General features: G+C 68.3%; 22 protein-coding genes and 5 pseudogenes. 12 read left to right on the top strand and 15 right to left on the bottom strand.

Annotation, left to right across the window (positions count from 1 at the left end; genetic code table 11):
- Positions 1 to 8: 8 nt before the first annotated feature.
- On the bottom strand, positions 9 to 326 hold the full coding sequence (locus QFZ76_RS01475; RefSeq protein ID WP_307671971.1) for a hypothetical protein: 318 nt from the start codon (positions 324 to 326) through the stop codon (positions 9 to 11).
- Positions 327 to 724: 398 nt separating this feature from the next.
- Between QFZ76_RS01475 and QFZ76_RS01470 the strand changes: the two genes are divergently transcribed.
- Both QFZ76_RS01470 and QFZ76_RS01465 read left to right on the top strand, forming a co-directional pair.
- The gene (locus QFZ76_RS01470) at positions 725 to 1,594 is read left to right on the top strand and encodes an APC family permease (RefSeq protein WP_307671970.1); all 870 of its coding nucleotides are present in this window, start codon (positions 725 to 727) and stop codon (positions 1,592 to 1,594) included.
- Positions 1,591 to 2,310 carry an IclR family transcriptional regulator gene (locus QFZ76_RS01465; RefSeq protein ID WP_307671969.1) on the top strand — a complete coding sequence of 240 codons (720 nt, stop codon included), beginning with the start codon at positions 1,591 to 1,593 and terminating at the stop codon, positions 2,308 to 2,310. Before QFZ76_RS01470 ends, QFZ76_RS01465 begins: the two co-directional genes overlap by 4 nt.
- Positions 2,311 to 2,374: 64 nt before the next feature.
- Here QFZ76_RS01465 and QFZ76_RS01460 read toward each other — a convergent pair whose 3' ends face one another.
- From QFZ76_RS01460 to QFZ76_RS01445, 4 genes are all read right to left on the bottom strand, one after another.
- Positions 2,375 to 3,529: a serine hydrolase gene (locus QFZ76_RS01460; RefSeq protein ID WP_307671968.1), complete on the bottom strand. Its 1,155-nt coding sequence runs from the start codon at positions 3,527 to 3,529 to the stop codon at positions 2,375 to 2,377.
- Positions 3,530 to 3,870: 341 nt separating this feature from the next.
- The gene (locus tag QFZ76_RS01455) at positions 3,871 to 4,347 is read right to left on the bottom strand and encodes a hypothetical protein (protein WP_307671967.1); all 477 of its coding nucleotides are present in this window, start codon (positions 4,345 to 4,347) and stop codon (positions 3,871 to 3,873) included.
- A gap of 56 nt (positions 4,348 to 4,403) precedes the next feature.
- Positions 4,404 to 5,000 (bottom strand): TetR/AcrR family transcriptional regulator, encoded by a 597-nt coding sequence (locus QFZ76_RS01450; protein WP_307671966.1) that lies wholly within the window; start codon positions 4,998 to 5,000, stop codon positions 4,404 to 4,406.
- Positions 5,001 to 5,183: 183 nt separating this feature from the next.
- Positions 5,184 to 5,447 (bottom strand): hypothetical protein, encoded by a 264-nt coding sequence (locus QFZ76_RS01445; RefSeq protein WP_307671965.1) that lies wholly within the window; start codon positions 5,445 to 5,447, stop codon positions 5,184 to 5,186.
- A gap of 134 nt (positions 5,448 to 5,581) precedes the next feature.
- Between QFZ76_RS01445 and QFZ76_RS01440 the strand changes: the two are divergent.
- The 4 genes and pseudogenes from QFZ76_RS01440 to QFZ76_RS01425 all read left to right on the top strand — a co-directional run.
- Positions 5,582 to 5,724: pseudogene (locus tag QFZ76_RS01440) on the top strand (IS6 family transposase); the annotation flags it as partial.
- A 1-nt stretch (position 5,725) separates the two neighbouring features.
- Positions 5,726 to 6,055: pseudogene (locus tag QFZ76_RS01435) on the top strand (FAD-dependent oxidoreductase); the annotation flags it as partial.
- An 84-nt stretch (positions 6,056 to 6,139) separates the two neighbouring features.
- Positions 6,140 to 6,391 carry an antitoxin MazE7 gene (locus QFZ76_RS01430; RefSeq protein ID WP_307671922.1) on the top strand — a complete coding sequence of 84 codons (252 nt, stop codon included), beginning with the start codon at positions 6,140 to 6,142 and terminating at the stop codon, positions 6,389 to 6,391.
- A 3-nt stretch (positions 6,392 to 6,394) separates the two neighbouring features.
- Positions 6,395 to 6,775: a toxin Doc gene (locus tag QFZ76_RS01425; RefSeq protein ID WP_307671964.1), complete on the top strand. Its 381-nt coding sequence runs from the start codon at positions 6,395 to 6,397 to the stop codon at positions 6,773 to 6,775.
- Between the two features lie 429 nt (positions 6,776 to 7,204).
- On the opposite strand, the pseudogene QFZ76_RS01420 reads toward QFZ76_RS01425, so the two are convergent.
- Positions 7,205 to 7,941 (bottom strand): annotated as a pseudogene (locus QFZ76_RS01420) (IS6 family transposase).
- A gap of 180 nt (positions 7,942 to 8,121) precedes the next feature.
- Here QFZ76_RS01420 and pyrE point away from each other — a divergent pair.
- A complete protein-coding gene (pyrE, locus tag QFZ76_RS01415) occupies positions 8,122 to 8,655 on the top strand; it encodes an orotate phosphoribosyltransferase (protein ID WP_307671963.1) in 534 nt (177 codons plus the stop codon).
- A gap of 15 nt (positions 8,656 to 8,670) precedes the next feature.
- On the opposite strand, the gene QFZ76_RS01410 is transcribed toward pyrE, so the two are convergent.
- The 6 genes and pseudogenes from QFZ76_RS01410 to QFZ76_RS01385 all read right to left on the bottom strand — a co-directional run bounded on the left by QFZ76_RS01410 (position 8,671) and on the right by QFZ76_RS01385 (position 12,717).
- Positions 8,671 to 9,486 (bottom strand): ExeA family protein, encoded by an 816-nt coding sequence (locus QFZ76_RS01410; protein WP_307671962.1) that lies wholly within the window; start codon positions 9,484 to 9,486, stop codon positions 8,671 to 8,673.
- Complete coding sequence (locus QFZ76_RS01405) at positions 9,483 to 9,761, bottom strand: hypothetical protein (RefSeq protein ID WP_307671961.1); 279 nt, start codon at positions 9,759 to 9,761, stop codon at positions 9,483 to 9,485. Before QFZ76_RS01405 ends, QFZ76_RS01410 begins: the two co-directional genes overlap by 4 nt.
- Complete coding sequence (locus QFZ76_RS01400; protein ID WP_307671960.1) at positions 9,758 to 11,116, bottom strand: DDE-type integrase/transposase/recombinase; 1,359 nt, start codon at positions 11,114 to 11,116, stop codon at positions 9,758 to 9,760. Before QFZ76_RS01400 ends, QFZ76_RS01405 begins: the two co-directional genes overlap by 4 nt.
- Before the next feature lie 105 nt (positions 11,117 to 11,221).
- A complete protein-coding gene (locus QFZ76_RS01395; RefSeq protein ID WP_307671959.1) occupies positions 11,222 to 11,806 on the bottom strand; it encodes a DUF6431 domain-containing protein in 585 nt (194 codons plus the stop codon).
- Positions 11,807 to 12,035: 229 nt separating this feature from the next.
- Positions 12,036 to 12,149 (bottom strand): annotated as a pseudogene (locus QFZ76_RS01390) (transposase); the annotation flags it as partial.
- A gap of 253 nt (positions 12,150 to 12,402) precedes the next feature.
- Complete coding sequence (locus QFZ76_RS01385; RefSeq protein ID WP_307671958.1) at positions 12,403 to 12,717, bottom strand: hypothetical protein; 315 nt, start codon at positions 12,715 to 12,717, stop codon at positions 12,403 to 12,405.
- 997 nt (positions 12,718 to 13,714) lie between these two features.
- On the opposite strand from QFZ76_RS01385, the gene QFZ76_RS01380 reads away from it, so the two are divergent.
- Together QFZ76_RS01380 and QFZ76_RS01375 are read left to right on the top strand one after the other, a co-directional pair.
- A complete protein-coding gene (locus tag QFZ76_RS01380; protein WP_373464243.1) occupies positions 13,715 to 14,290 on the top strand; it encodes a lamin tail domain-containing protein in 576 nt (191 codons plus the stop codon).
- A 691-nt stretch (positions 14,291 to 14,981) separates the two neighbouring features.
- Positions 14,982 to 15,377, top strand: coding sequence for a hypothetical protein (locus QFZ76_RS01375; protein WP_307671956.1), 396 nt, complete (start codon positions 14,982 to 14,984; stop codon positions 15,375 to 15,377).
- 7 nt (positions 15,378 to 15,384) lie between these two features.
- Here QFZ76_RS01375 and QFZ76_RS01370 read toward each other — a convergent pair whose 3' ends face one another.
- The 3 genes from QFZ76_RS01370 to QFZ76_RS01360 are packed head-to-tail and all read right to left on the bottom strand — an operon-like array spanning position 15,385 to position 18,411.
- Positions 15,385 to 17,022, bottom strand: a complete 1,638-nt coding sequence (locus QFZ76_RS01370) for an integrase (protein WP_307671955.1) — start codon at positions 17,020 to 17,022, stop codon at positions 15,385 to 15,387.
- Positions 17,023 to 17,035: 13 nt separating this feature from the next.
- Positions 17,036 to 17,350: a helix-turn-helix transcriptional regulator gene (locus QFZ76_RS01365; protein ID WP_307671954.1), complete on the bottom strand. Its 315-nt coding sequence runs from the start codon at positions 17,348 to 17,350 to the stop codon at positions 17,036 to 17,038.
- Positions 17,347 to 18,411 carry a tyrosine-type recombinase/integrase gene (locus QFZ76_RS01360; protein WP_307671953.1) on the bottom strand — a complete coding sequence of 355 codons (1,065 nt, stop codon included), beginning with the start codon at positions 18,409 to 18,411 and terminating at the stop codon, positions 17,347 to 17,349. The genes QFZ76_RS01365 and QFZ76_RS01360 overlap by 4 nt, the downstream gene beginning before the upstream one ends.
- Before the next feature lie 148 nt (positions 18,412 to 18,559).
- On the opposite strand from QFZ76_RS01360, the pseudogene QFZ76_RS01355 reads away from it, so the two are divergent.
- The 3 genes and pseudogenes from QFZ76_RS01355 to QFZ76_RS01345 form a co-directional block, all read left to right on the top strand.
- Positions 18,560 to 18,694: pseudogene (locus tag QFZ76_RS01355) on the top strand (ATP-binding protein); the annotation flags it as partial.
- Between the two features lie 215 nt (positions 18,695 to 18,909).
- Positions 18,910 to 19,440 (top strand): GNAT family N-acetyltransferase, encoded by a 531-nt coding sequence (locus tag QFZ76_RS01350; protein ID WP_307671952.1) that lies wholly within the window; start codon positions 18,910 to 18,912, stop codon positions 19,438 to 19,440.
- A 185-nt stretch (positions 19,441 to 19,625) separates the two neighbouring features.
- The gene (locus QFZ76_RS01345; protein WP_307671951.1) at positions 19,626 to 20,144 is read left to right on the top strand and encodes a HEAT repeat domain-containing protein; all 519 of its coding nucleotides are present in this window, start codon (positions 19,626 to 19,628) and stop codon (positions 20,142 to 20,144) included.
- Positions 20,145 to 20,439 lie beyond the last annotated feature (295 nt).

Raw genomic sequence — 20,439 nt, 5'->3', positions numbered from 1 at the left:
CCCGGCCGTCACCATGTCGTCAAACGCCAGTCACTCCTGTCGGGAAAAACCGGCCCGCGCGTTCTCACCTGAAGAAACATGTGAGACACGTTCTCGATACGTCCGGCAACACCAAGGCCGCTTACGGTGCCGCCCATGACGATGCAGACGGACCCGCCGACGCTGCGTCCGGGCCCGCGCATGCCGGGCCTGGACCGTCGCAATCTGGGGCCGGTACAGGTGTTCGCCCAGTCCGTGTCCGCCGCCGGCCCCACCGCGGGGATGGCCGCCACACCGGCGATCGCCGCGAGCACCGCCGGAGGGGGCACCGTCTGGTCGTTCGTCATCGCCACCGTGGTGGCGCTCCTGATCGCGGGCTGCATCGGCCAGTTCACCCGGCGGATGGCCGCCGCCGGTTCCCTGTACAGCCTGGCCGCCAAGGGCCTGGGGCCCGCCGGTGCGTTCGCGTGTGCCTGCGCGTTGCTGGTCGGGTACACGCTGCTGGTCTCCGCGGGGCTCGCGGGAGCGGCGGTTCATCTGCACGCACTGTTCGGCCCGGCGGGCCTGGCGGGCCCGGCCACGGGCGTCGCGACGGTTCTGGTGAGCGGAATCGTCGCGGGCTGCGCCGTCAAGGGCATCAGGCTGTCCGCACGGCTGATCCTGCTCGTCGAGGGCGTGTCGATCGCCCTGATCCTCGCGGTGTACGGCCTGCTGCTCGGCGGCACCGACTTCCGCCCGCCGCCCCATGTCCCGCAGTCAGGGCAACCGCCCGGCGGCGTCGTGGGAGTGGCCGCCGCGGTACTTCCCGCGCCTCGCCGCCTTCATCGGCTTCGAGTCCGCGGCGGCACTCGGGGTGGAGGCCCGACGGCCCTTCCGGAACGTGCCGCGTGCGGTGACGTGGACCGCGGCTGTCGTAGGCCTGATGCATGTGTGCGCGGCCGCGTTCCAGGTAAGTCTGCCGGCCGGCGCCCGTCTGCTGCCGCTCAGCGACATCGCATCCGCGCAGCGACTGCCCTGGATGGCGGCCCTGGTGGACGCCGGCATCGCGAGCTCCTTCCTCGCCTGCGCCCTCGCTGGGGCCAACGCGCTCGCCCGGGTACTGTTCTCGCTCGGCACCGAAGGCATCGCGCCCCGCGCACTGTGCCGCACCCACCGGTCCCACCGCACCCCCCATGTCGCCGTCGCGGTGGCGCTTCCGGTGGCCACCGCGCTGCCCGTGACCATGCTGGCCTGCGGGATTCCGGCAGAGCGCGTGCTGGAACTGCTGCTCCAGGCGTCCACGGTCGGCTGTCTGATCGCCTACCTTCTGGTCTGCCTGGCCGTGCCGTTCTTCCTGCGCGCCATCGGTGAGGCGACCCCGGGACCGGTCGCCCGCGCCCTCGCGGTCGTACCGGTGCTGGTGCTCGCGCTGGGCGCGTTCGCCGCCTCGGCGCCCAGCGGCCCGTCCACCCTGGCCTTCGCGACTCTCACCGGGGCGGCCCTGGCCTGGTACGTGTGGCTGCGCCGACGGCGCCCCGCACAGCTCAACGGCATCGGGGTATACGACGAGACCTCGCTGGCCGACGTCCTCGACCCCCGGCTTCCGCAAGCCACTTCGCAGAGCGATTGCAGATGAGTACGCCCGCCGGCCTGCTGCACGTGCTCGAACACGTCGTGACCGCAGGCGCCGGAGTCACCGCGAAGGAGATCTCCACGGCGCTGCGACTGCCGCCCGCGACCACGTACCGGCTGCTGAACCTGCTGGTGGCCGAGGAGTACCTGGTCCGCCTTCCGGACCTGCGCGGCTTCGCCCTCGGCCGACGCGCCGCCCGGCTTTCGCTCCCCTACGTCCCGCAACCGTGCACCGCCGCTCGTGCCGTGGTGACGGACCTGCGGCAACAGGTCCGCTGGGGCGTCCATCTGGCCGCCTACGCCGGCGGGCACCTGACGGTCACCGATCCCGACCAGGACCACCCGCCCACCGACGCGGCCGTGCTGGCCCGTCATCTGCACGCCTCCGCACTCGGCAAGCTCCTGCTGGCCGATCAGCGTTCAACTCAGGCGCGGGTGCCCTTGCGGGAGCTGCCGCATCTCACCGAGCACACCATCACCGATGCCGAGCGCCTCGAACGCGAACTCATCGCTGTCCACGGCAACGGGGTCGCCCACCAGCTCGGCGAGCTGCGCCCGGACCGGGGCTGCCTCGCCGTGCCCATCCATGACCCCGCCACCGGCGCGCTCGTCGCGGGGCTGGCGGTGTGCGCCCCGCCCGACCGTATACAGAAGCTGGGCGCCGACCTGGTGCCCCTGCTCCGGCAACACGCCCACCGGCTCGCCCCGTTGCTCAGCTGACATGCGTGTGGGGAGACCACCAGACGGCGGTCTCCCCACACGGATCAATACGTCAGGCCGACCTTCAGTCGCCGGCCCGGGCGACCGCTCGCAAGAAAGCGACGGTCTCGTTCTCGCGATTGTCGGCCTCCTCCTCCGAGGCGCCGTACCTGGGGTTGGCGGACAGCTTCACTATGGTGGTGCGGCTCGCCGGGTCGACGTAGACGAACTGGTTGTACACGCCGATCGCGCTGAACTCCCCGCGGTCCCCGTCCGGCAGCCACCACTGGTAGCCGTAGCCGAGGTCGAAGGTGTGCCCACCGACCCACGGCCTGCCGGGCTGAAGGTGTTCGGCCGCGACGGTCACCGAGTCGCCTACCCACTGGGCCGGGACGACCTGCTTGCCCTGCCACACCCCGCCGTTGCGGTACAGCTCGCCGATCCTGGCGAAGTCGCGTGCGGTCAGGTTGAGTCCGGCGAAGGCCATCTCGGTGCCGGTGGAATCCGCGACCCAGTAGCCGGGGGACTCCATCCCGAGAGGCTCGCACAGCTTCTCCCACATGTACTCGGAGACCGGTCGCCCCGTCGCCGCGGCCAGCAGTGCTCCCAGAGCCTGGGTGTCACCGGAGTTGTAGCGGCAGACGGTGCCCGGCTCGCTCTCACCGACGGCGCTGGCGACGAAGTCGTCGAGCGTACCGACGCCGGACAGGACGGCCCCGAGCCGGAAGATGTCGGACTCCGGGTCGCTGTAGTCCTCGACCCAGCGCGCGCCGGACGACATCTGCAGGACATGCCGGATGGACACGCCGTCGTACGCGGAACCGGGCCGTACGGGCACATAGGCGCTGATCGCGTCGTCGACGCTCTTGATGTGGCCCTCGTCGACCGCGATGCCGACGAGCGCCGAGACGAAGCTCTTGGCCACGGACATCGACAGCCACTGGACGTCGGGTCCCCCGGTGAGCCAGTAGCCCTCGTAGCGCACGGCGCCGTCCGTCAGGACCAGAAGTGCCGAGGTGTCGGTGTCCGCGAGGAACCGCTCAGTCGCTCGGACCTCCCCCTCGAACGTGTAGGACTCCGGCAGGGTGACGGGCTCCCCCTGCGGCCAGGGGGAGGGAGCCAAGGAGGCGGGCATGGCCTGGGTCGGCATCAGATCCTTGATGCGGGCGAAGTTCTCGTACTGCGGCACGCCGGTGAACAGGCCGAGTTCGGCCATGCTCCTGGGCTGAAGATCGGTCATCGTCGTCCTTCCGCGAAGGGGAGCGGGGAATCGGTGAGCGACCGACACGGACGCCTTGGGTACCGATGCGCGAGAAACTAGCAGTACCAATCGGTTATCACAACCGATTGGTACGTCCAATTTGGGCTTAGGAGAGCTCCGGTCGGATCGACGGGATCAGCGAAGGCCGGAAACGGAGAGTGGCCGCCTCCGTGACTATGGACTGCTCCGCCCAGATCACCTTCCCATCGAGGCTGTGCCGCGTGCCGCAGCTCTTGGTGAGCTGGGCGAGCGGTGCACGCCACACGAGGAGAGCGATGTTGCAGGAAGGGGTCAGCAGGGTGCCCTTCGGCAGGTCGTCGCTACGGCCATCGGTCGCGCTCCTCCTGGTGCGCCGTGACAGCCTGCTCCGACGTGCGGTCGACGTAGGCGAAGCCCAGGCGAGTGAGGGTGTTCATCGTCTCGTGGACCAGGTTCGGGGCCCTTGGTGAGACGCAATACCGGTTCATAGAGGACGTGCAGCAGGGCGGCGTGGCCGAGCCGGTAGATGCGCAGCAGATCGCTGATCGGCAGTCCGTGGGTGGCGAGTCGGCGAGCAGTCTCGATGGCCTGGGACGGCGCCCGACCTGGGTCAGGTCGAGGCCGTGCTCGAGAACGTCGAGGACGGCGGTGATGTGTCCGGTCGTCGTCGCCGGCTCCTGAGCGACGAGATCCTCGTACTCCCACACGTCGGGCAGTTCGCTGCGAGAGACCTCTGTCAGTTCGGCGGCCAGTCGATCCGCCCGTGGCCTGGGCTCTCTGGCGAGATCACGAAGAAGCAGGTCGACGCCCGTCGCCATGTTCTGGATGTACGGCAGATGCCGATGATCGGGCTTGTATCGAAGGGCAGGACAGGTCAGGCCGGGCGGTCGAGCATGCGGACGGCGAAGTCGATGGCGCGGTCGGCCCGTGCGCGGTCCCCGGAGACGAGAAGATCGAGCTGGAGGCCCCGGACCTGGGCGAGCAGGAGGGTGGCCAGGGCGGGAGCGTCCTCGCGCGGCCATCCGTCCAGGGTGAGACGGTCGACCAGGACGTCGATCCAGCCCTGGACGATCGACTGCGCAAGGTCAGTGTCCCTGCCGGGCTTCCAGCCGTGGTGACCGACGAGTTCGAAGAGGAGCAGGAACTGGCGCTGCTCCTGCGGCTCGCACAGCCGGATCCACACGGCTTTCACCAGCGCCGCCGTCGAGGGTGCCCCACTCAGCTCCGGATCCGAGGACAACCGCGTGGCCAGGTCGGTCCGGATCTTTTCCAGGACGGCCATGATCAGCTCGTCCTTGGAGGAGAAGTGGCGCAGCAGTGTCGCGTGGGTGACGCCGATGGCCTGGGCCACCGGCCGAAGGGAAAGATCGCTCACGCCGTGTTCGAGGATGTACTCGGTCGCCGCGGCCAGCAGCTCCGGGCGCCGGTGCTGGAAACGCAGTGTGCGCCCGTCGACACGAGGGGTGCTCATAGTGGCCTTCTCTCGCTCAGCGTGATCGACCACTAAGCGTACCGCCAGGTTAGGATAACCGCTCGGTACTGCATCCGCCATGAGTGAGCGCAGGATTTCCGCGACGCGTTCGGTCACGGCCTCACCCCATGAGTCCCCCGAGCGAAGATTAGGACGCTAATGAGGGGCCTCCCGGGGTGCGCCTCAGGAGCCCGACAAGCGGGCGCGAGCCCCTGAACACGCACGACTTGACAGGGAACACTGCCGGTCGACGTACAACTTGTGCGCAAGTTGGGCACCGCAGCCACTCACCAGAAGCCCGTACCAGAAGGTGTCGTGGGCATGCGCGCGGCGGAAGAAATCCAGTTCGATCGCCTCGGTCGGCAGCACGACGGGCACGTCCGAGTGCTCGTCGCCGATCACAGCAGTCTGCACCAGCCGCGTGTCTCGCACGATGACGACCCCCAATCGCCCAGGGTCAACGATAGGTCTGTAGGCCGTGCACACGACAGGCCCACCGACGGCACTGTCACGTTGGCTGACCGGTGGGATGATCTTCGGGTTGATCAACCTGGGAAGGGTCGTCCGTGGGGAGCGCGTCGCTGTCGTACAAGGGGCACCGGTACCCGGTCGAGGTGACTCCCACCGTGTGTGGCTGTACTTCCGCTTCCCGCTGTCATTCCGCGAGGTCGAGGAGCTCATGCTCGAGCGCGGGATCGTCGTCTCCTACGAGACGATCCGCCGCCGGTGCGGCTTTCGTCCACCGCCCCCTCTACGTCCTGCCCGTGTCCCACACCTGGACCCACGTCCCCGGGGTGACGCTACTGGGCGACGCCGCCCATCTGATGCCCCCCTTGGGGGTGGGCGCGAACCTCGCGATGCTGGAAGGCGCCGAACTCGCCGAGTCGCTCGCCACCGGCCCTGGAGACCTGGACGAGACCGTCCGCGCCTTCGAGGAACAGATGTGGGCACGGGCCAGCAGGTGGGCGAAGATCACGACGGCCGGTCTGGAACGCCTCGTGAGCCCGGACCCCGCCGAAGCCCTCGCCCTCTTCGACCAAGTCCAGCCATCCTGAGCACCAGCACTATCACCGACCGGAATGCGGCCGTGGTTCCGTGAGAGGTATTCGCGAACGTACCCATGGGTGCATACTCGGGATATGGCTGACACCACCGTAAAGGTCGACTCCGAGACCAGGGACCGGTTCGCCGCGGTTGCCGCGGCCCGCGGACAGAGCGTGCGCGCCTACCTGGCCGAGCTGGCCATAGAGGAAGAGAACCAGATCAAGCTGAGCAAGGCGACGGCCGTGTTCCGCGAGATCATCGCCCGGCCCGGCCTGGCCGAGGCATTCGATGAGGCCTTCCCTGACGACGCCCCGGCCCGGCGAAACGCCGCGGGGCGGGCGGCCTGACTCTTGGACCTGCATATCGACATCCGATGGCTCCTTGACCGACAAGAGGAACTACTCGGCAAGGCACTCGGGGTCCGAGACTACTCGGGCCTGGTGGCCGCCGTTGCTCGGCACCGGGTGAACACACCACAACTGGACATGGGCGAGCCCGACGCCTACTGGCGGGCTGCCGCCCTACTTGAGCAGCTGGTCCTGCTGCGCCCGTTGCCGGCCCGCAACGCGTACTTCGCGTATGGCGTGGCGGTGGCGTACATCCGAGCCTCCGGGGAGGAGGTCGACGACTCAATCGAGCCGTGGCGGGACCTGATCACCGACATCCGCGCGCTGCGGCTCACCGTCTACGACATCGCCGACCGTCTGCGCTCGTGGCGCAGCACCGGGTGACCCGTACAGGATGTGCGAGCGGGGACAGCCGGCGTCCGCCCCGAGACGCTCGGGCGCGATAGCGGCCACCGAACCGTCAGAACGAAGCCGAATCAGGCGGTGGCCTTCTCCTCCGCGCGCCCCTGCCCCCACTCCGGGGCCGATATCGGGACGGTCCCCAGGCGCCGGCCGACGTGAGCAAGCTGGATGTGCTCGCTGCCCTGGAGGTCCTGCGCACACTGGGGTCTGCAGCACCCAGCCCTGCGCCTGCCGAAAACCCCATCCATCCTGGTGGAAGGTGGGTGGGAGATGTAGGGAACCTCGTCGGAGATCACTCGAACCGTGCCCTCGCGCAGCTGTCGATCGCCGCGGCAGGCGCTGTCACGTTGTTGGGCGGATAGGTGTCTGATGGTGTGTCGCGGTGTGGTGGGGCCCAGTTCCGGGCTGTGCTCAGGCCGTGGTGGAGAGGCCGGCGACGCCGGTGATCTGCTCCCAGATTGCGAAGCGGACGGTCATTTCGGCTCGGTAGTGGTGTGCGGGCATCAGCTGGCGGCGGGGCCGGAAGTGGGGTGAGACGCCGCTGAATACGGACAGGAACCGCTGGGCTGCGCCGGGGCTGCGGAAGCCTTTCATCGCCCGCTCGCGCTGCCTGGTGGGCTGGTGGGCTGGTGGCTGTTCTCCGCCCGGTTGTTCAGGCCCTTGTGGGAGCGGTGCTCGACGCAGGGCATGACCTCGCGGTGTGCCGCGCCGTAGGAGCGGAGCTTGTCGGTGACGATCACCCGCGGCACCGTGCGGGTCTTCTTCATCAGCCTGCGGAAGAAACGCCTGGCCGCGGCCTTGTCCCGGCGGTCCTGCACGAGGATGTCGAGGACGTTGCCGTCCTGGTCGACGGCCCGCCACAGGTACCGCTGCTCGCCGTTGATCTTGATGAAGACTTCGTCGAACGGGAGGACCAACCCGTTCAAGAAGGTAGAGCCACTTGTCCCCAGGCAGAGGCTGCCGGCGGCGCAGCGCGCCTGCGTACTGCTGCCCGAACTTCCCACACCACCGCCGCACCGACTCATAGGAGACGCTCACGCCGCGCTTGAGCATCAGCTCCTCGACCTCGCGGAACGACAACGGGAAGCGGTGCTACAGCCGCAGTGGGAGATGACCTCGACCGGGTACCGGTGCCCCTTGTACGACAGCTGTTGCGCGACGCGCTGGATGAGCACGACGGCGACACTGCCGTTGATGACGAGCGGGCGTGAAATGACCCCTGCGGCCGCAGGCCGCAGGGGTTCTTGGTGTTCACGGTGTCGGCTTCGTGTTCACGGTGTCGTGGAGAGAGCCGGTGTCTTGCCTGGGAGGGACGGCTGGAAGACTGGATGTCTGTGACTCATTCTGATCTTGCTCGCCGTATCCATGCTGTCTCCCATCTGACCGGGCAATTCACGCTCCGGTCCGGACGTACTGCCACGGAGTACTTCGACAAGTACCGGTTCGAGGGTGACCCGGTCCTGCTGGACGAGATCGCCCAGCGGATGGCCCCGCTGGTGCCCTCGGGCACTGAGGTGCTGGCCGGCCTGGAGATGGGCGGCATCCCGGTGGTGACCGCACTCGGCCGGCACACGGGTCTGCCTTGCGCGTTCGTGCGCAAGCAGGCGAAGCCGTATGGCACCTGCCGTCTCGCCGAGGGCGCCGATGTCGAGGGCCGCCGGGTGCTGGTGGTTGAGGACGTGGTCACCAGCGGTGGGCAGATCGTGCTGTCGACCGCGGACCTGCGGGGTCTGGGGGCTCAGGTGCAGGAGGCTCTGTGCGTGATCGACCGTGAGCAAGGCGGAGCCGATGCCCTCGCCGCCGAGGGCATCGGACTGTTGTCGCTGCTGACGGCCGGGGATCTTCGGGCCGCTGCCGCCTGACCCGCCGGGCGCCCTTCAGTCTGTCGCGTGTGTCTCGGAGATGGCGAGGCGGGTGGAGGACTCGTCGACGATGCTCTTCTCGTCGGCGAACGCGGCGATGAGGGACTGCAGGGCGATGTTGTTGACCGACCGAGGCAGGCCGCGGCTGGTGAGGTGGATCAGGTCGACGGCGTCGTCGGAGAACAGCGGATCCGATCGTCCGGCGATCGTCAGGTGGTGCTTGATGTAGCTGGCGGTCTCCTCCTTGCTCATCGTCGGCATCTGGAAGCTGATCGAGATCCGCTGGTCCAGGGCCGCCAGGACGCCGTGTTTCATTCGTTTGCGCAGAGTGGGCTGGCCGATCAGCAACACCGCGAACGGCGTTGTGGAGTCCATGTCGTAGTTGGTGAGCATGCGGATCGCGTCCAACTCGTGGTGGTCCAGGAGGTGCGACTCGTCGATCACGACCGCGGGGGTGCGTCCACGCTCGTCGACCTCGGCGGCCAGCGCGGCGGACGCCTGAGCTGCGAGAGCGGCGGACTGGTATTTCGGGGTGCCGCCCAGGCTGGTGACGATCCGGTCGTAGAGGCCGCGCATGCCGACCTCGGGGTTGGGCTGGTAGATCACGGTGAAGCGGGCCGGGTCGAGGGAGGCGACGGCGCCCTTGAGGGCGACGGTCTTGCCCGCGCCGACCTCGCCGGTGACCACGCCGATCGCCTTGTTGTTGATGCACCACGCGATGCGGGCGGCGGCCTCCCGGTGGGAGTTGTGCTGGTGGAGCATGGAGGGGGCCAGATCCCGGCCGAAGGGGACGCGGGTGAATCCGTAGTAGCCCTGGACCCGGTCGATCATGGAATCCTCCTGGAGCAGGGGCAGAACTGCGCCTGGGCAGCGGCCAGTTCGGCTGAGTCGTCGGCCGCGGCCCGCTGTCCGAGCCGGACGGCGAGACGGACCGCGCGCAAAGCGGTGCGGACGGCGGGAGTGTCGAGGGTGCCGGCGTCGTGGTCGGCCCGGTGGCAGCTGCCCTCGGCCAGGGCCAGGGCCCGGTCGGCCAGTTCGCGGGGTGTGAGCATGAACAGGTCGGGTTCGGGGTCGAAGTACAGTTCCTCGGCCCGGGTCGGCTTCACTGCCGGCCCCGTGAATCGTCCATCAGGGACGAGTAGTTGATGCCCTTGGCGGTGTTCGCGGTGTGTGCCTCGTTGAGGATCTTGAGGTAGTCGATCCCGGTCGGCGGCGCCGGCTCGGCCGGTGTCTCCGGGCTCGCCTTGGGGTGGGCATGGCGGCCGACGTGGTGCGGGACCGCCTTGCCCAACGCCTTGCCGGAGGCCCTGACCTCGATGTCGGTCAGGTCGAACGGGTCGAAGACCAGCTCGATCCTCATCCCGGCCAGGGACGGGTCGACCTCGTAGGAGTTGCCGTGCAGGCTGACCGTCGCGGTCTTCGTCACGGTGCGGAACTCCGACCACAAGAACGCCTCCCGCAGATCCGCCGGGGACGGCAGGGGCAGCGGCCTGGGAATCGAACCCAGCCAGCGTTCGATCGGCGGCTGCCCGGTCTCGGAGTGCACCGCGCGGTGATAGACCGTCTCCACCCACGCGGTGAACAGCCTGTTCAGCTCGGTGAGATGCTCGATCTGTCCGACGCGTTCCTCGTCGAGTTCGACGAGGAACTGGTCCCTGACGGTGCGGAAGAAGCGTTCGATTTTTCCCCTGCCCTGCGGCCGTCCGGGCTTGGAGTGGGTGAGCCGGATGGCCAGGGACACGCAGGCCCGCAGCAGCCACGTGTCGACGAAGGCACTCCCGTTGTCGACGTAGATCGATTCGGGGACGCCGCGGGCCGACAGGGCCGGCCGCAGGGCGGCGGCCAGGCGGACGGTGTCCTCGGCGAACCCGAACCGGTGTCCCACGATCGCCCGGGAGTGGTCGTCGATGAACGCGAACAAGTATGTCTTGCGCCCGCCGATCTTCGGGCCGTGCAGGGCGTCCCCGGTCCACAGCTCGTTGCCGCGGGTGGCCTCGAACCGGCCGAAGACGTTCGTCTCGCCCCCGCCGGTGCGGGTCAGCCCGGCGGTCACGAAGTGCCGCTGGAGCGTGCGCTCGGTTGGCGACCAGCCCTGCGTGGTCCGCAGGATCCGCTGGATCTGCGCGGCCGTCCGGCCCGGGTTCTCCCGCTTCAGTGCGGCCGCCAGTTCCAGCACCTCCGGCGGTGTCCGGGGGACCGCCTTGCGCGGCTCGGGGACCAGCGCGGCGAACCCGCCGCCGCGGTAGTCCCGCGTCCACCGGTCGATCGTGCCCCGGGACACCTTCACCTGCCGGCCGAACGGATCCGTGTGCTCTTTGTCTGCCAACTCCCGTGCCAGACGGCCTCGTTCGCGGGTCGTGAGGCTGTTGTCCAGCAGGTCCTGGATCAGGGAATAGCGGAACAGACCGATCTGCCGGGCCTTCTCCGCCCGGCGGCGGTCCTCGTCCTCGCTCAATGCCATGCGCGGACTCTCCTCGCATCTCGATCAGTGTCCGCCCCGGTCGCGGACGGACACGATCAAGACTCACCTCGCCTCCGATCACCGCCCAGGGGCGGCCCGTGTTGATCAACCAGCCGAAGGAGTGCAGGTCAGCACCCGGCCGTCTATCGCCCGGCCGGCGAAGGCCCACCGCGACACCGTGTTCATCTGCGGCCACTTCATCGCCGCCGCCCGATGGGCGGCCGCGACGACCGAGACCGCATCCGACAACGGCGTCTGCGTCGGCTCCGGCATCACCGGATCGTCCGCGAGCGCGACCAGCGCGACGGTGAAGTACCGGCGGACATCCTCCGACCTGCGGCGGAAGCGGCGGATCCAACCGCGGACCGTGCCGTCCGCCAGTCCGAGATGGGCGGCGACCTGGCGGTGCCCCATGCCCAGGGCCGCTATCTCCAGCCCGGCCCCGATCACCTCGGCCGCGTCCGTCCGTCGCGGCCACAGCATCTCCGGCAGCAGCACATGCGTGACCTGGCAGCCCGTGCAGCGCGAACGACGAGGACGTACGAACAGCCGGGACCCGAGATCACCACGAATCTCCCGCGGCCGGCCGTGTCCCCACGGCGCGAGTACGGCCCCGCACCCAGGGCACGTCAACTCACCGGCCCGCAGCTGGCGTTCCACGCAGGCGACATCGGTGTCGACGATGAGCACTTCACACCTCCACCTCGTGCACACCGTGTCGTCGTGCACGAAGCAAGATCAGACTGCCCACCAAGATCAGCATTCATGTTCACCGCGACTGTCGCCAACCCCCAGCTACGTGCTCACGCAGAGAGTCGTCCAACAACAGCGACGCGCTCCCCACGGACGACCACCCCTCTCAGGCTGACCAACCAGAAGATCACCCCACCGGTCAGCCAAGGTGACAGTGCCCGTCCTTCCCCTGATGCCCACTGACTGACGGATGCCGGGCCTTCCATGCCGTGATCATGGGTTCGACGAGCTCCCACTGCTCATCGGTGAGATCGCTCGGGTACGGCTTGCGCATGCTCATGCCACAACCCAGCGAACCCCGAACGCCTGACCGGCAGCGATGCCCCAACGTCACACCATCGAGCGATGACAAGACCGACGGAACGCCACATCCCGCACTCTGAGTGCCGCCGGGTCCGAGCCGCAGGCTGGACCAGGGCCAGGAAAGACCTCCTGCTTCCTGCGGGGATGCAGGTGCAAGGCCTGCTGGCGCTCGATCAGGGAGGGGCCCGTACGTGCACAGCGTGGACGGGCCCCTCGCGCTGTTGGATGCCTCATGTCGTGTGGTGCAGCCAGCGCTGCAGGGTGGTGTTGATGCTTGCGGGCAGGGCGCTGAGCTGGTCGATGGCTTCGCGGTCTCCGGGACGGGGCGGGATGCCGGCCGCGGTCAGAACGGCGTGCAGATCGAGGCGGCGCTGGTCGCGCGGGTCGATAAGGACGCTGAGACGTTCCGCGGGGTTGGGCGGCGGCAGCAGGTAGTCCATGTCCTGCCCGTGTGCGGCCGGGGCGGGCCAGGCGGTCTCGGCCGGATCGGCGGCGTAGGGGTCTGCGAAGGTCTGCGGCGTGTGATGTCCAAGGGTGATGGTCATGTCGGTCTCCTCACCGGCAGCGGATGGGTATGCGGGAGGAGAGCCGCGCATGGCCCGGCTTGGTTGCGGCCGCGTGGAGACGTCACGCCGACGGCGTCATCGGCGGCTCATCCGTTTTCCTGACCAACGCGCCGAAAGACGGCGCCGTGCGGGGGTGTTACTCGGACGGCGCCCTAGGGACCCGAGCGGAGGGGAAACCGGACGCTGCGCCGGAGCGGGGTGTGGTCCCTGAACTCTGGCAGCGAGGCGGGCTGCAGGCGAATCCCTGAGTCGGCTGCGGCTGCGGAGGCGCTGTCAGCGGTCGGGCCTGCTTGGGCCGCTAGGTCGACCTGAACGGGTTGCACGAGCGTTGGAAGCGGGGGAGGTCCTGAGTCCGCGGGAGTCGTGCCTGCGCGAGGCCGGCGTGACGCTGGTTCAGGCGGCACGGCGGTCAGCGGGATGACAGGTACCAGCCAGCCGGTGCGAACCACACGAAGGTCAGGTGTTGCCGACGGAGGCATGCCGCTACGTGCAGGGCGGCAGGGCGCTTTACGTACCCAGAGTGGTGACTTCCCTTGGCGGCTTGGCCGGCCCGACCACTTCCCGATGTTCGGCAACCCGCCGAGCGGCGAGGCCGTGACCGTTCTGACCTCTTCCAGGATTCGCTTTCTCCCGGAATGGGGTGGTTGTTACTCACTTTCGGGTGATGGCGTGGGTGGTGCCGGGTGGCGCATCGTGGCGGACGCAGGCTACGGGCCGGTCGCCGCAACGGCGCCCGGCCCGACGAAGCGTCAATTGGGCGCTTGTGGGGCATAGATGGATGTTGCAGGTGAGAGTCACAGGAATATGGACGATCTGTAACACGGTTCACGTCGCGTTCACTTGGCCCGGCCTGGTGGTCAAGGTGTGGGTGTGCGGCCAGCTGGCCGCCGCCCGCATCCGCACTACCCCCGCGCACAGCCCTTTTGTCTGTGTGCGGGACGTGCCCGCACATGAGGGGGACTCTGTGTCCGTTTCCGTGAAGGTAACCACCCGCCGTCTGGCCTCCGCCGCGCTCGTGGCCGCCGCTGTCGTCGGGGCGGTGGCGCTGCCGGCGTCCGCTGCCGACGTACGCATGTACCAGCCGCGTGTCCAGATCAGCGACGTGCAGTACGACTCCCCGGGCCGTGACGACCGCTCCAACCGCTCCTTGAACAGGGAGTGGGTGGAGGTCACCAACACCGCCCGCCGCAGCGTGAACCTGGACGGGTGGACGCTGTCGGACGAGGACGGCCACACCTACACCTTCGACTCCTACCGCCTGGCCGGCCGCGCGACCGTCCGTATCCACACCGGCGAAGGCCGCGACACCCGCACCGACCTCTTCCAGGACCGCCGCAACTACGTGTGGGACAACCGCTCCGACACCGCCACCCTGCGCAACGACCGCGACCGTTTCGTCGACGAGGCCTCCTGGGGCAACGACCGCGGCGACCGCAGTGAGTGGGGTGACCGCGGGACCGCGGTGACTGGGGTGACCGCGGTGAGCGCCGCCAGCACTGACGCTCAAGCCCACGTGCCGGCGACTGCTGAGGACGGCGCCCGCACACTGTGACGCGGCGGCGCGCCCGGCCCTTTCACGGGCCGGGCGCGCCGTCCGGCGTACGCGGGTGCGCGATGGCGGGGGAGTGGCGGTGTCCGGGGCCGGCGGACTGCAGGACACGTCGGGCGGTTCCGGCCGGCCGGTGCACGCCTGGTGTCTGCGGCGGCGGCCACTGTCCGCCCGGCCCGCGCCCCTGCGGCGAAGAGTGTGACGAGAAAACGGTCACCGCCGCGCGCACGACCATCACCATCTGGGCTCTACCCGCCTTCCCGCATGGTGACGACGTCCGGGTCCTCCCGGCCCTGCTCGATGAGGTTGATCCGGAGAAGGCGCGCTTTCGCCGGACCAGCCACGACGATGTGGCCTTCGTCGGCCAGGTCAGCGAATACCTCGCCTGATCCAGCGGATCACGTGGAGAGCCGGATGCTCGGCCAACGGGCACGTCCGGTTCGGCGGGCGGGGACGGGAAAACCGACACCCGAAACGGTGCACGGCGTCCCGTCCCCGACCCAACACCTCGACCTGGACAAGGCCGGGGCGAAGCTGCTGTTCCAGGTGTTCACCGAACGCGAGGAACGACGCGCGATCGCCATTGCTTCGAATGCCCCGTTCTCGAAAGCGCACATGTTCCGGCGAACCTGTGCCAGGCAGCGCCGAAACTTCACAGGTTCCGGTGGCGCCTCGGATACTGCATGATCGACCCGTGCTGATCGAACTGGTGAAGGTCGCGAGGTTTCCCGGAACCTCCTGGCTGGCCGATGTCCGAACCTCGTTCGGTCACACGGCAGTCCGGTGGTGCGGGGACCGGGCCGCAGAGCCTGGTGAGTACCACGTCGAGTGGACCATCGACGAGGACATCGTCTGGGGGCGGAACGCCAAGCCAGCTGCCGGTATCGGTCCTAGGCTCCGGACTGGCGGGCATTGCGTTGTGATGCGGGGCCGGTTGAGCCTCACAGAGGATGGTGCCGCCCTGCTGGACCTGGACGGCACAACTATCCTGTTGGACCTTGCCGATCAGCTGCCCGAAGGTGTTGCCGGCACCTGGGTCGAGCTCTTCATCGAGCGCGAGAAGATCGCTCTCTACCCCTACGAACTCTGACCAGAGGTCAGTCCTTGGTCGTCTCCCACTCTGACAAGCGGGTCTCGTCGACGCGATCAGACAGATAGATCATGGTGGCCTCGGGGTCCATGCCGAATGCGGCGGCGACGAGTTTGGGGTCCATGGTGTTGACCAGGTCAAGCAGTCGAGTGCAGCGGATCATTCGGGGCGGGAAGCCGCAGGCGTCGAGGACGTGACTGACATAGGCGGTGGACGCCGGGCCCCGGCCGGACTTCGTCTGGCGGGTGACCATGACGTGGGGATTGTCTGTCCGCTGGGCTTCGCGATGAGCCAGACAGCGTTCCAACACTGCCCACGACGCCGGATCCAAGGGAACCGGATGCGGACGGTCGCCGAGCCGGGTAGTCCGGGCGTGAGGGTCGAGGTCAGCGGTCTGCAGCATCTTGACCTCGCGGCTTGAGGCGCCGTGCAACAGCGCGAGCATGCCCAGCAAAGCCTCGTGCGGGTGGACAGCCGGACCAGTGGTCCAGCGACGGAACAGAACGCGCTGCTGGTCGAGTGTCAGCGTCGCTCCGGTGAAGCCGCTCGGCCCTTGGGAGGCCAGACCGCGGGAGGGATCGACGAGCACGATCTTCCGGGAACGCGCGAAACGGAAGAACTGCCCGAGCACGACCAGCCGACGTTTCCGGGCCTGGGGCGAGCCGGCGAGGAAGGCTTCGATGTCGTGGACATCGGTCAGCGCCCAGTCCTGCTTTCCACGCTCACCGGCGAGGAAGCGGGCGAGGTCACGCATGATGGCCAGTGCCGCCTCGATGGTTCCGTCGCTGCGAGGTCGTGTTCCGGCACGGCGGGCCCTCTCCCGCGAGCGCATCATGAAGTCGGCGAATGCGTCCACCGTTGGCCTCAGGGTCTCGGGGACGGCATCGATGCGGCGCTGTCGGCGGCCGGCCGCGAGCCGTTTGGCCTGATCGGTGGCCATGGCCATGCCGTGACCGGTGAAGAAGGTTTCCAGCGCGCGGGCGAGGGAGCCCATCGAGCGTCCCGAACGACGGGAGCGTTCGAGCAGAGCCTGCGGGTGGTTGAGTTGCTCGTCCAGGAGAAGTCGTCCCAGGGAGGTGATCATCGTGCATGCGCGGCTGACGCAGTACTTGGCAGCGAGGTCGGCGGTGAAGTCCCGCAGCCAGTCCGGGGGTTCGGCAAGTTCAGCGATCAGGTTCTCGGCCCGGATGAAGGGCCGGTCGGGGTGACGCTGCCAGCAGGCTGAGCACAGTCCCAGCCCGGCATGCCGTCGCACGCGGCCGCATTCGCGGCAGGGCCGGGGCGGCTGCTTGGTCTGGCGGGGACGCGAGCAGTGCCCGCACCAGCCGGTGTCCTCGCGCAGATAGCCGGGCCGACTGCACCGAGGACAGGGCGCCTTGGCGGCGTCGCGTTCCGTCTTGCGCGAGCAGTCCCGGCACAACGTCGCTGTTTTGTCTCTGACCGGATGGCCGCAGGTGGTGCATACGCGTGAGCAGGTGATGCACCGGCCGGTGTCTTCCTGGAGGACACGCTGCTGGCCGCAGCGGGGGCACGCGGCCTGGGCCGCCGCTTCCTTCTGCCGGGCGGTGCAGCGACAGCAGTACTGCCGGTCGATGATGCCGACCGGGGCTCCGCAGCCGACGCAGTCGCTCTGTTTGATGCCCACGATGCCACCCGGGTCAGAGCGGCGGCATCGAACGGCCGCGGGCTGAGACCGCCTTGGGCAGGTCAGCGGCTGGCCGCGGTGGGGCGGCAGGACGCTCGACGGGGGTGGTGTCGACCTCGAACAGGTCGTTGGGAGTGCATTCCAGTGCGGTGCACAAGGCGATCAGGGTGGACATCTTCACCTGGGAGGGCTCCTTGGTGAACAGCGCGGACACCGACGCGGAGGACATCTGCAGGCCGGCACGTTCGGCCAGGAGCCGCTGCAGTTGGGTGCCGGTCCAGACCTCGCGCTGGGCGGCGGCCATCCGCAGGCGCCATCGGATCTTCATGCGGGGCTGCCTTCCTCGGCGGTGAGTTCGCTCAGCGTGGTGGTCACCGCGCGGCGATAGGCGTCCTCGATGAACGTCGCGGACGGCCGGACGTATCGCATGGTCGAGCTGACCGTCCAGTGACCGAGGAGTTGCTGGATCGCCACGAGGTCCACACCGCGTTCGTAGTTGTGGGTCGCGCAGGCCCGCCGCAGGGCATGCGGGCTGAACCGGTCGGTGGCCGGACGTCCTTCGAGTTCCATCAGATAGCGCAGGCGGTTGCGGATCGTCCCGCGGTGCAGGCTGCCGCCGGACTCGTCCGCGAACAGCACCGGCGAGTTGGGGAACTTGCCCCGCACGTCGTCGAGGAACCAGTGCAGGACGAGGTCGAGGCCGTCCAGCATGGGCACCCAGCGCGGCCTGGGGCCGGAAGTGCGGGCGCCTTTGCCAAAACGTACGTGGAGTTTTCCGAACGGGCCCCGCGAGAAGTGGACGTCGGGACGCTCCAGCAGGGAGGCTTCTTCCGAGCGCAGGCCGGCGTGATACAGGGTCCGGAACATTGCATAGTCCCGGGCCGCGGGCCCGTACTTGCGGGCAGTGGCGATCCGGGCCTTGAGGAAATCGAAGAACTCCGCCACCCGTTCCGGGGTCGGCGGCGGCAATTGAGCCGGGGAGTCGTCCCCGACATGCCGTGAGGCGTTGAACTCGTCCACCGGGCAGACCAGACGGACGCCGAACCCCGCTTCAATCTCAACGGCCTTGCGGACCTGCAGGAACCGATGGAAACCCTTGAAGATCTGCACATACTCGCGCCGGGTCGAAGCCGCCCGCCCCGCGAGGGCCAAGTCACCGACGACGCGATCGATGTCCTCCGGAGTGACGTCCCACGCGGGTCGGCCCAGCGCGTTCAGCGTCCGTTCCAGCAGGCCAATGTCATTCTCGACTGTCACCGGGCTGAACCCGCGGGCCCTCCACGAGGCAACGAACGCCTCGACACACTCGGCCTGGAACTCCCACGGATCGGCAGTCACCGGCTCCAGCAGGACGGCACCACCCTCGATCACCCGCAACTGGGATGTCACCGGCACACCTTCCTCGCACCTGACCGATCAAGGCAGCGCCTGGAGAATCCGAGCACCACCGTGAAGACCAACGAGGACCGCAGGAGATGGATACGGGCCGGTGGCAGCGGCGATCCTCGAAAAGGAACATGTGCCAGCCCCAGATGAGTGGAAGCAGACGTTCACCGATCCCCGGCTCTGCGCGGCGATCGTGGACCGGGTGACCTTCAACGCGCACATCGTCGAGACCGGCACCGACAGCTTCCGCTTCAAGAAGACCCAGGAGAAGCACCGCAAGTCCTGAAGGGGTGTCTGAGCCCCGCATGACAAATTGCGCGGGGCTTCAGTCTCGCCGCACGAGGCCACCGCGAGCGTCTCGCGCTGGGCAGCGTGCAGCAGACCCATCCCCCACAACCTTCGTACTGATCACGTGCCGGGTTACAGGATCAGCCAAATACCGCCCGCCAGTCCCGTGATCACCCGAACGAGCAAGCGACTTCAGGGCAGAATGACGGGCCCATGGACATGCATCCCCTCCGGCTCACCGCTCATGGCCTGTTGCTTCGGGAATGGACGAGCGACGACCTCGCCGTCTTGCACGAGCTGTTCGACGACCCCGACGTCGCCTACCGGACCCCCTTGGAGTCGCCGTTCGACCAGGCCGCCGCACGGCGCTACTTGCACAGCGCGCACCAGGCACGGCGCGGACACGAGCGCATCCACCTGGCCATCACGACCGACGGGCAACAGGCCATGGGAGAAGTCCTGCTCAACCTGACCACTGGTGGCATCGGCTATATCGTGGGCGCCGCCCACCGAGGCCAGCGCCTCGCAGCGCGAGCTCTTCGAACTATGACCGAGTACGCGCACCACACGGCGGGCCTGACCCGGGTGATCCTCGAGATCGAGCCCGACAACCACCCCAGCATCGCCGTCGCCAGATCCGCAGGCTTCCGCCTCACCGACGTCAAACCAGAGACAGTCACCGACAAGGGACGGACCTACGACTTGCTCACCTGGGAACATCCGGCTCCGGCTTCCCGAGGTTAACTGATCGTTTCAGAATGAGCTCTGGCTCTGTTCGCGAGAACGGGAGTCGTTTGTCGATGAGCTCAGAAGGCGCCCTGTTGGCGGCCAGGCCGATGTTCACGAGGTCGGGAGGCACCTGCTGAGAATGATCTTGCTAGGGTCCACCCAAGACCTGGGGCGTTCAACGCATGGGAGGTGGTCAGGCGATGACCCCTGAGGAGCAGGATCTGATCATGGGCCTGGTGTTCGTACCAGGTGTGGGTCGGACGCGCACGCTCGACGAGGTGCTCGCCCACTTCGGCGAGTCCGACGGTGGGGCCCTGGCGCTCCGGCTGCTCCGGGACGCCATGGAGCGCCGGGACGCCGACGACGTCGAGATGGCGTTGATCGTCCATGGCGCCGCCGACGCCTCGGTCGAGGAGTTCATGGAGCCGTTGATCGAGCTGTTCCCTGCCGAATGGCACAGGGAGCACGAGGACATCGTGTCCATGCTGGGCAAGCTCCGCTCGCCCAAGACGGTGCCGACGCTGGTCTTGGCGACTCGCTGGGTTCCCGAGTACCTGGACTTCGACGACTGCCGGGCGCTCGCGGTGAAGGCGATCTGGGCGCTCGGCGGCATTCCCGGCCCGGAGGCCCGGGAAGCCCTCGAGGGGTTGCGCGACGACGAGAACGAGATCATCCGTGAGAACGCGGTGAAGCAGCTCGCACGCCGCGGCGAGCTCTGACCGCGGAGCTGTAGCCGTTCGTCCGGAACGCCCGACCGCGTTTCCTCGGCCAGTCGTTCCGACCAAGATCAATCTCGCCAGGGTTTCCTGTACCTCAACTACTCACGGGACGTCGCACAAACCACCCGGCGGGCCGTGAGTGACTCCCAAACTCGGCTCTGGCACAGATCTTGGTTGCGCCGTGAGGCGCTGTTGGTTCGAGTGGAGGTGGAAAACCTGCGCCAACGCCCTGTCGCAGCAGGGTTGTTGAAGCTGAGGGCAGCCTGATCCGGGTGGTGCCGGGGAGGGCAGGAAG

Source organism: Streptomyces sp. V4I2, assembly GCF_030817655.1.
GTDB lineage: Bacteria > Actinomycetota > Actinomycetes > Streptomycetales > Streptomycetaceae > Streptomyces > Streptomyces plumbiresistens.
This window is presented reverse-complemented; position numbering and strand designations above follow the sequence as displayed.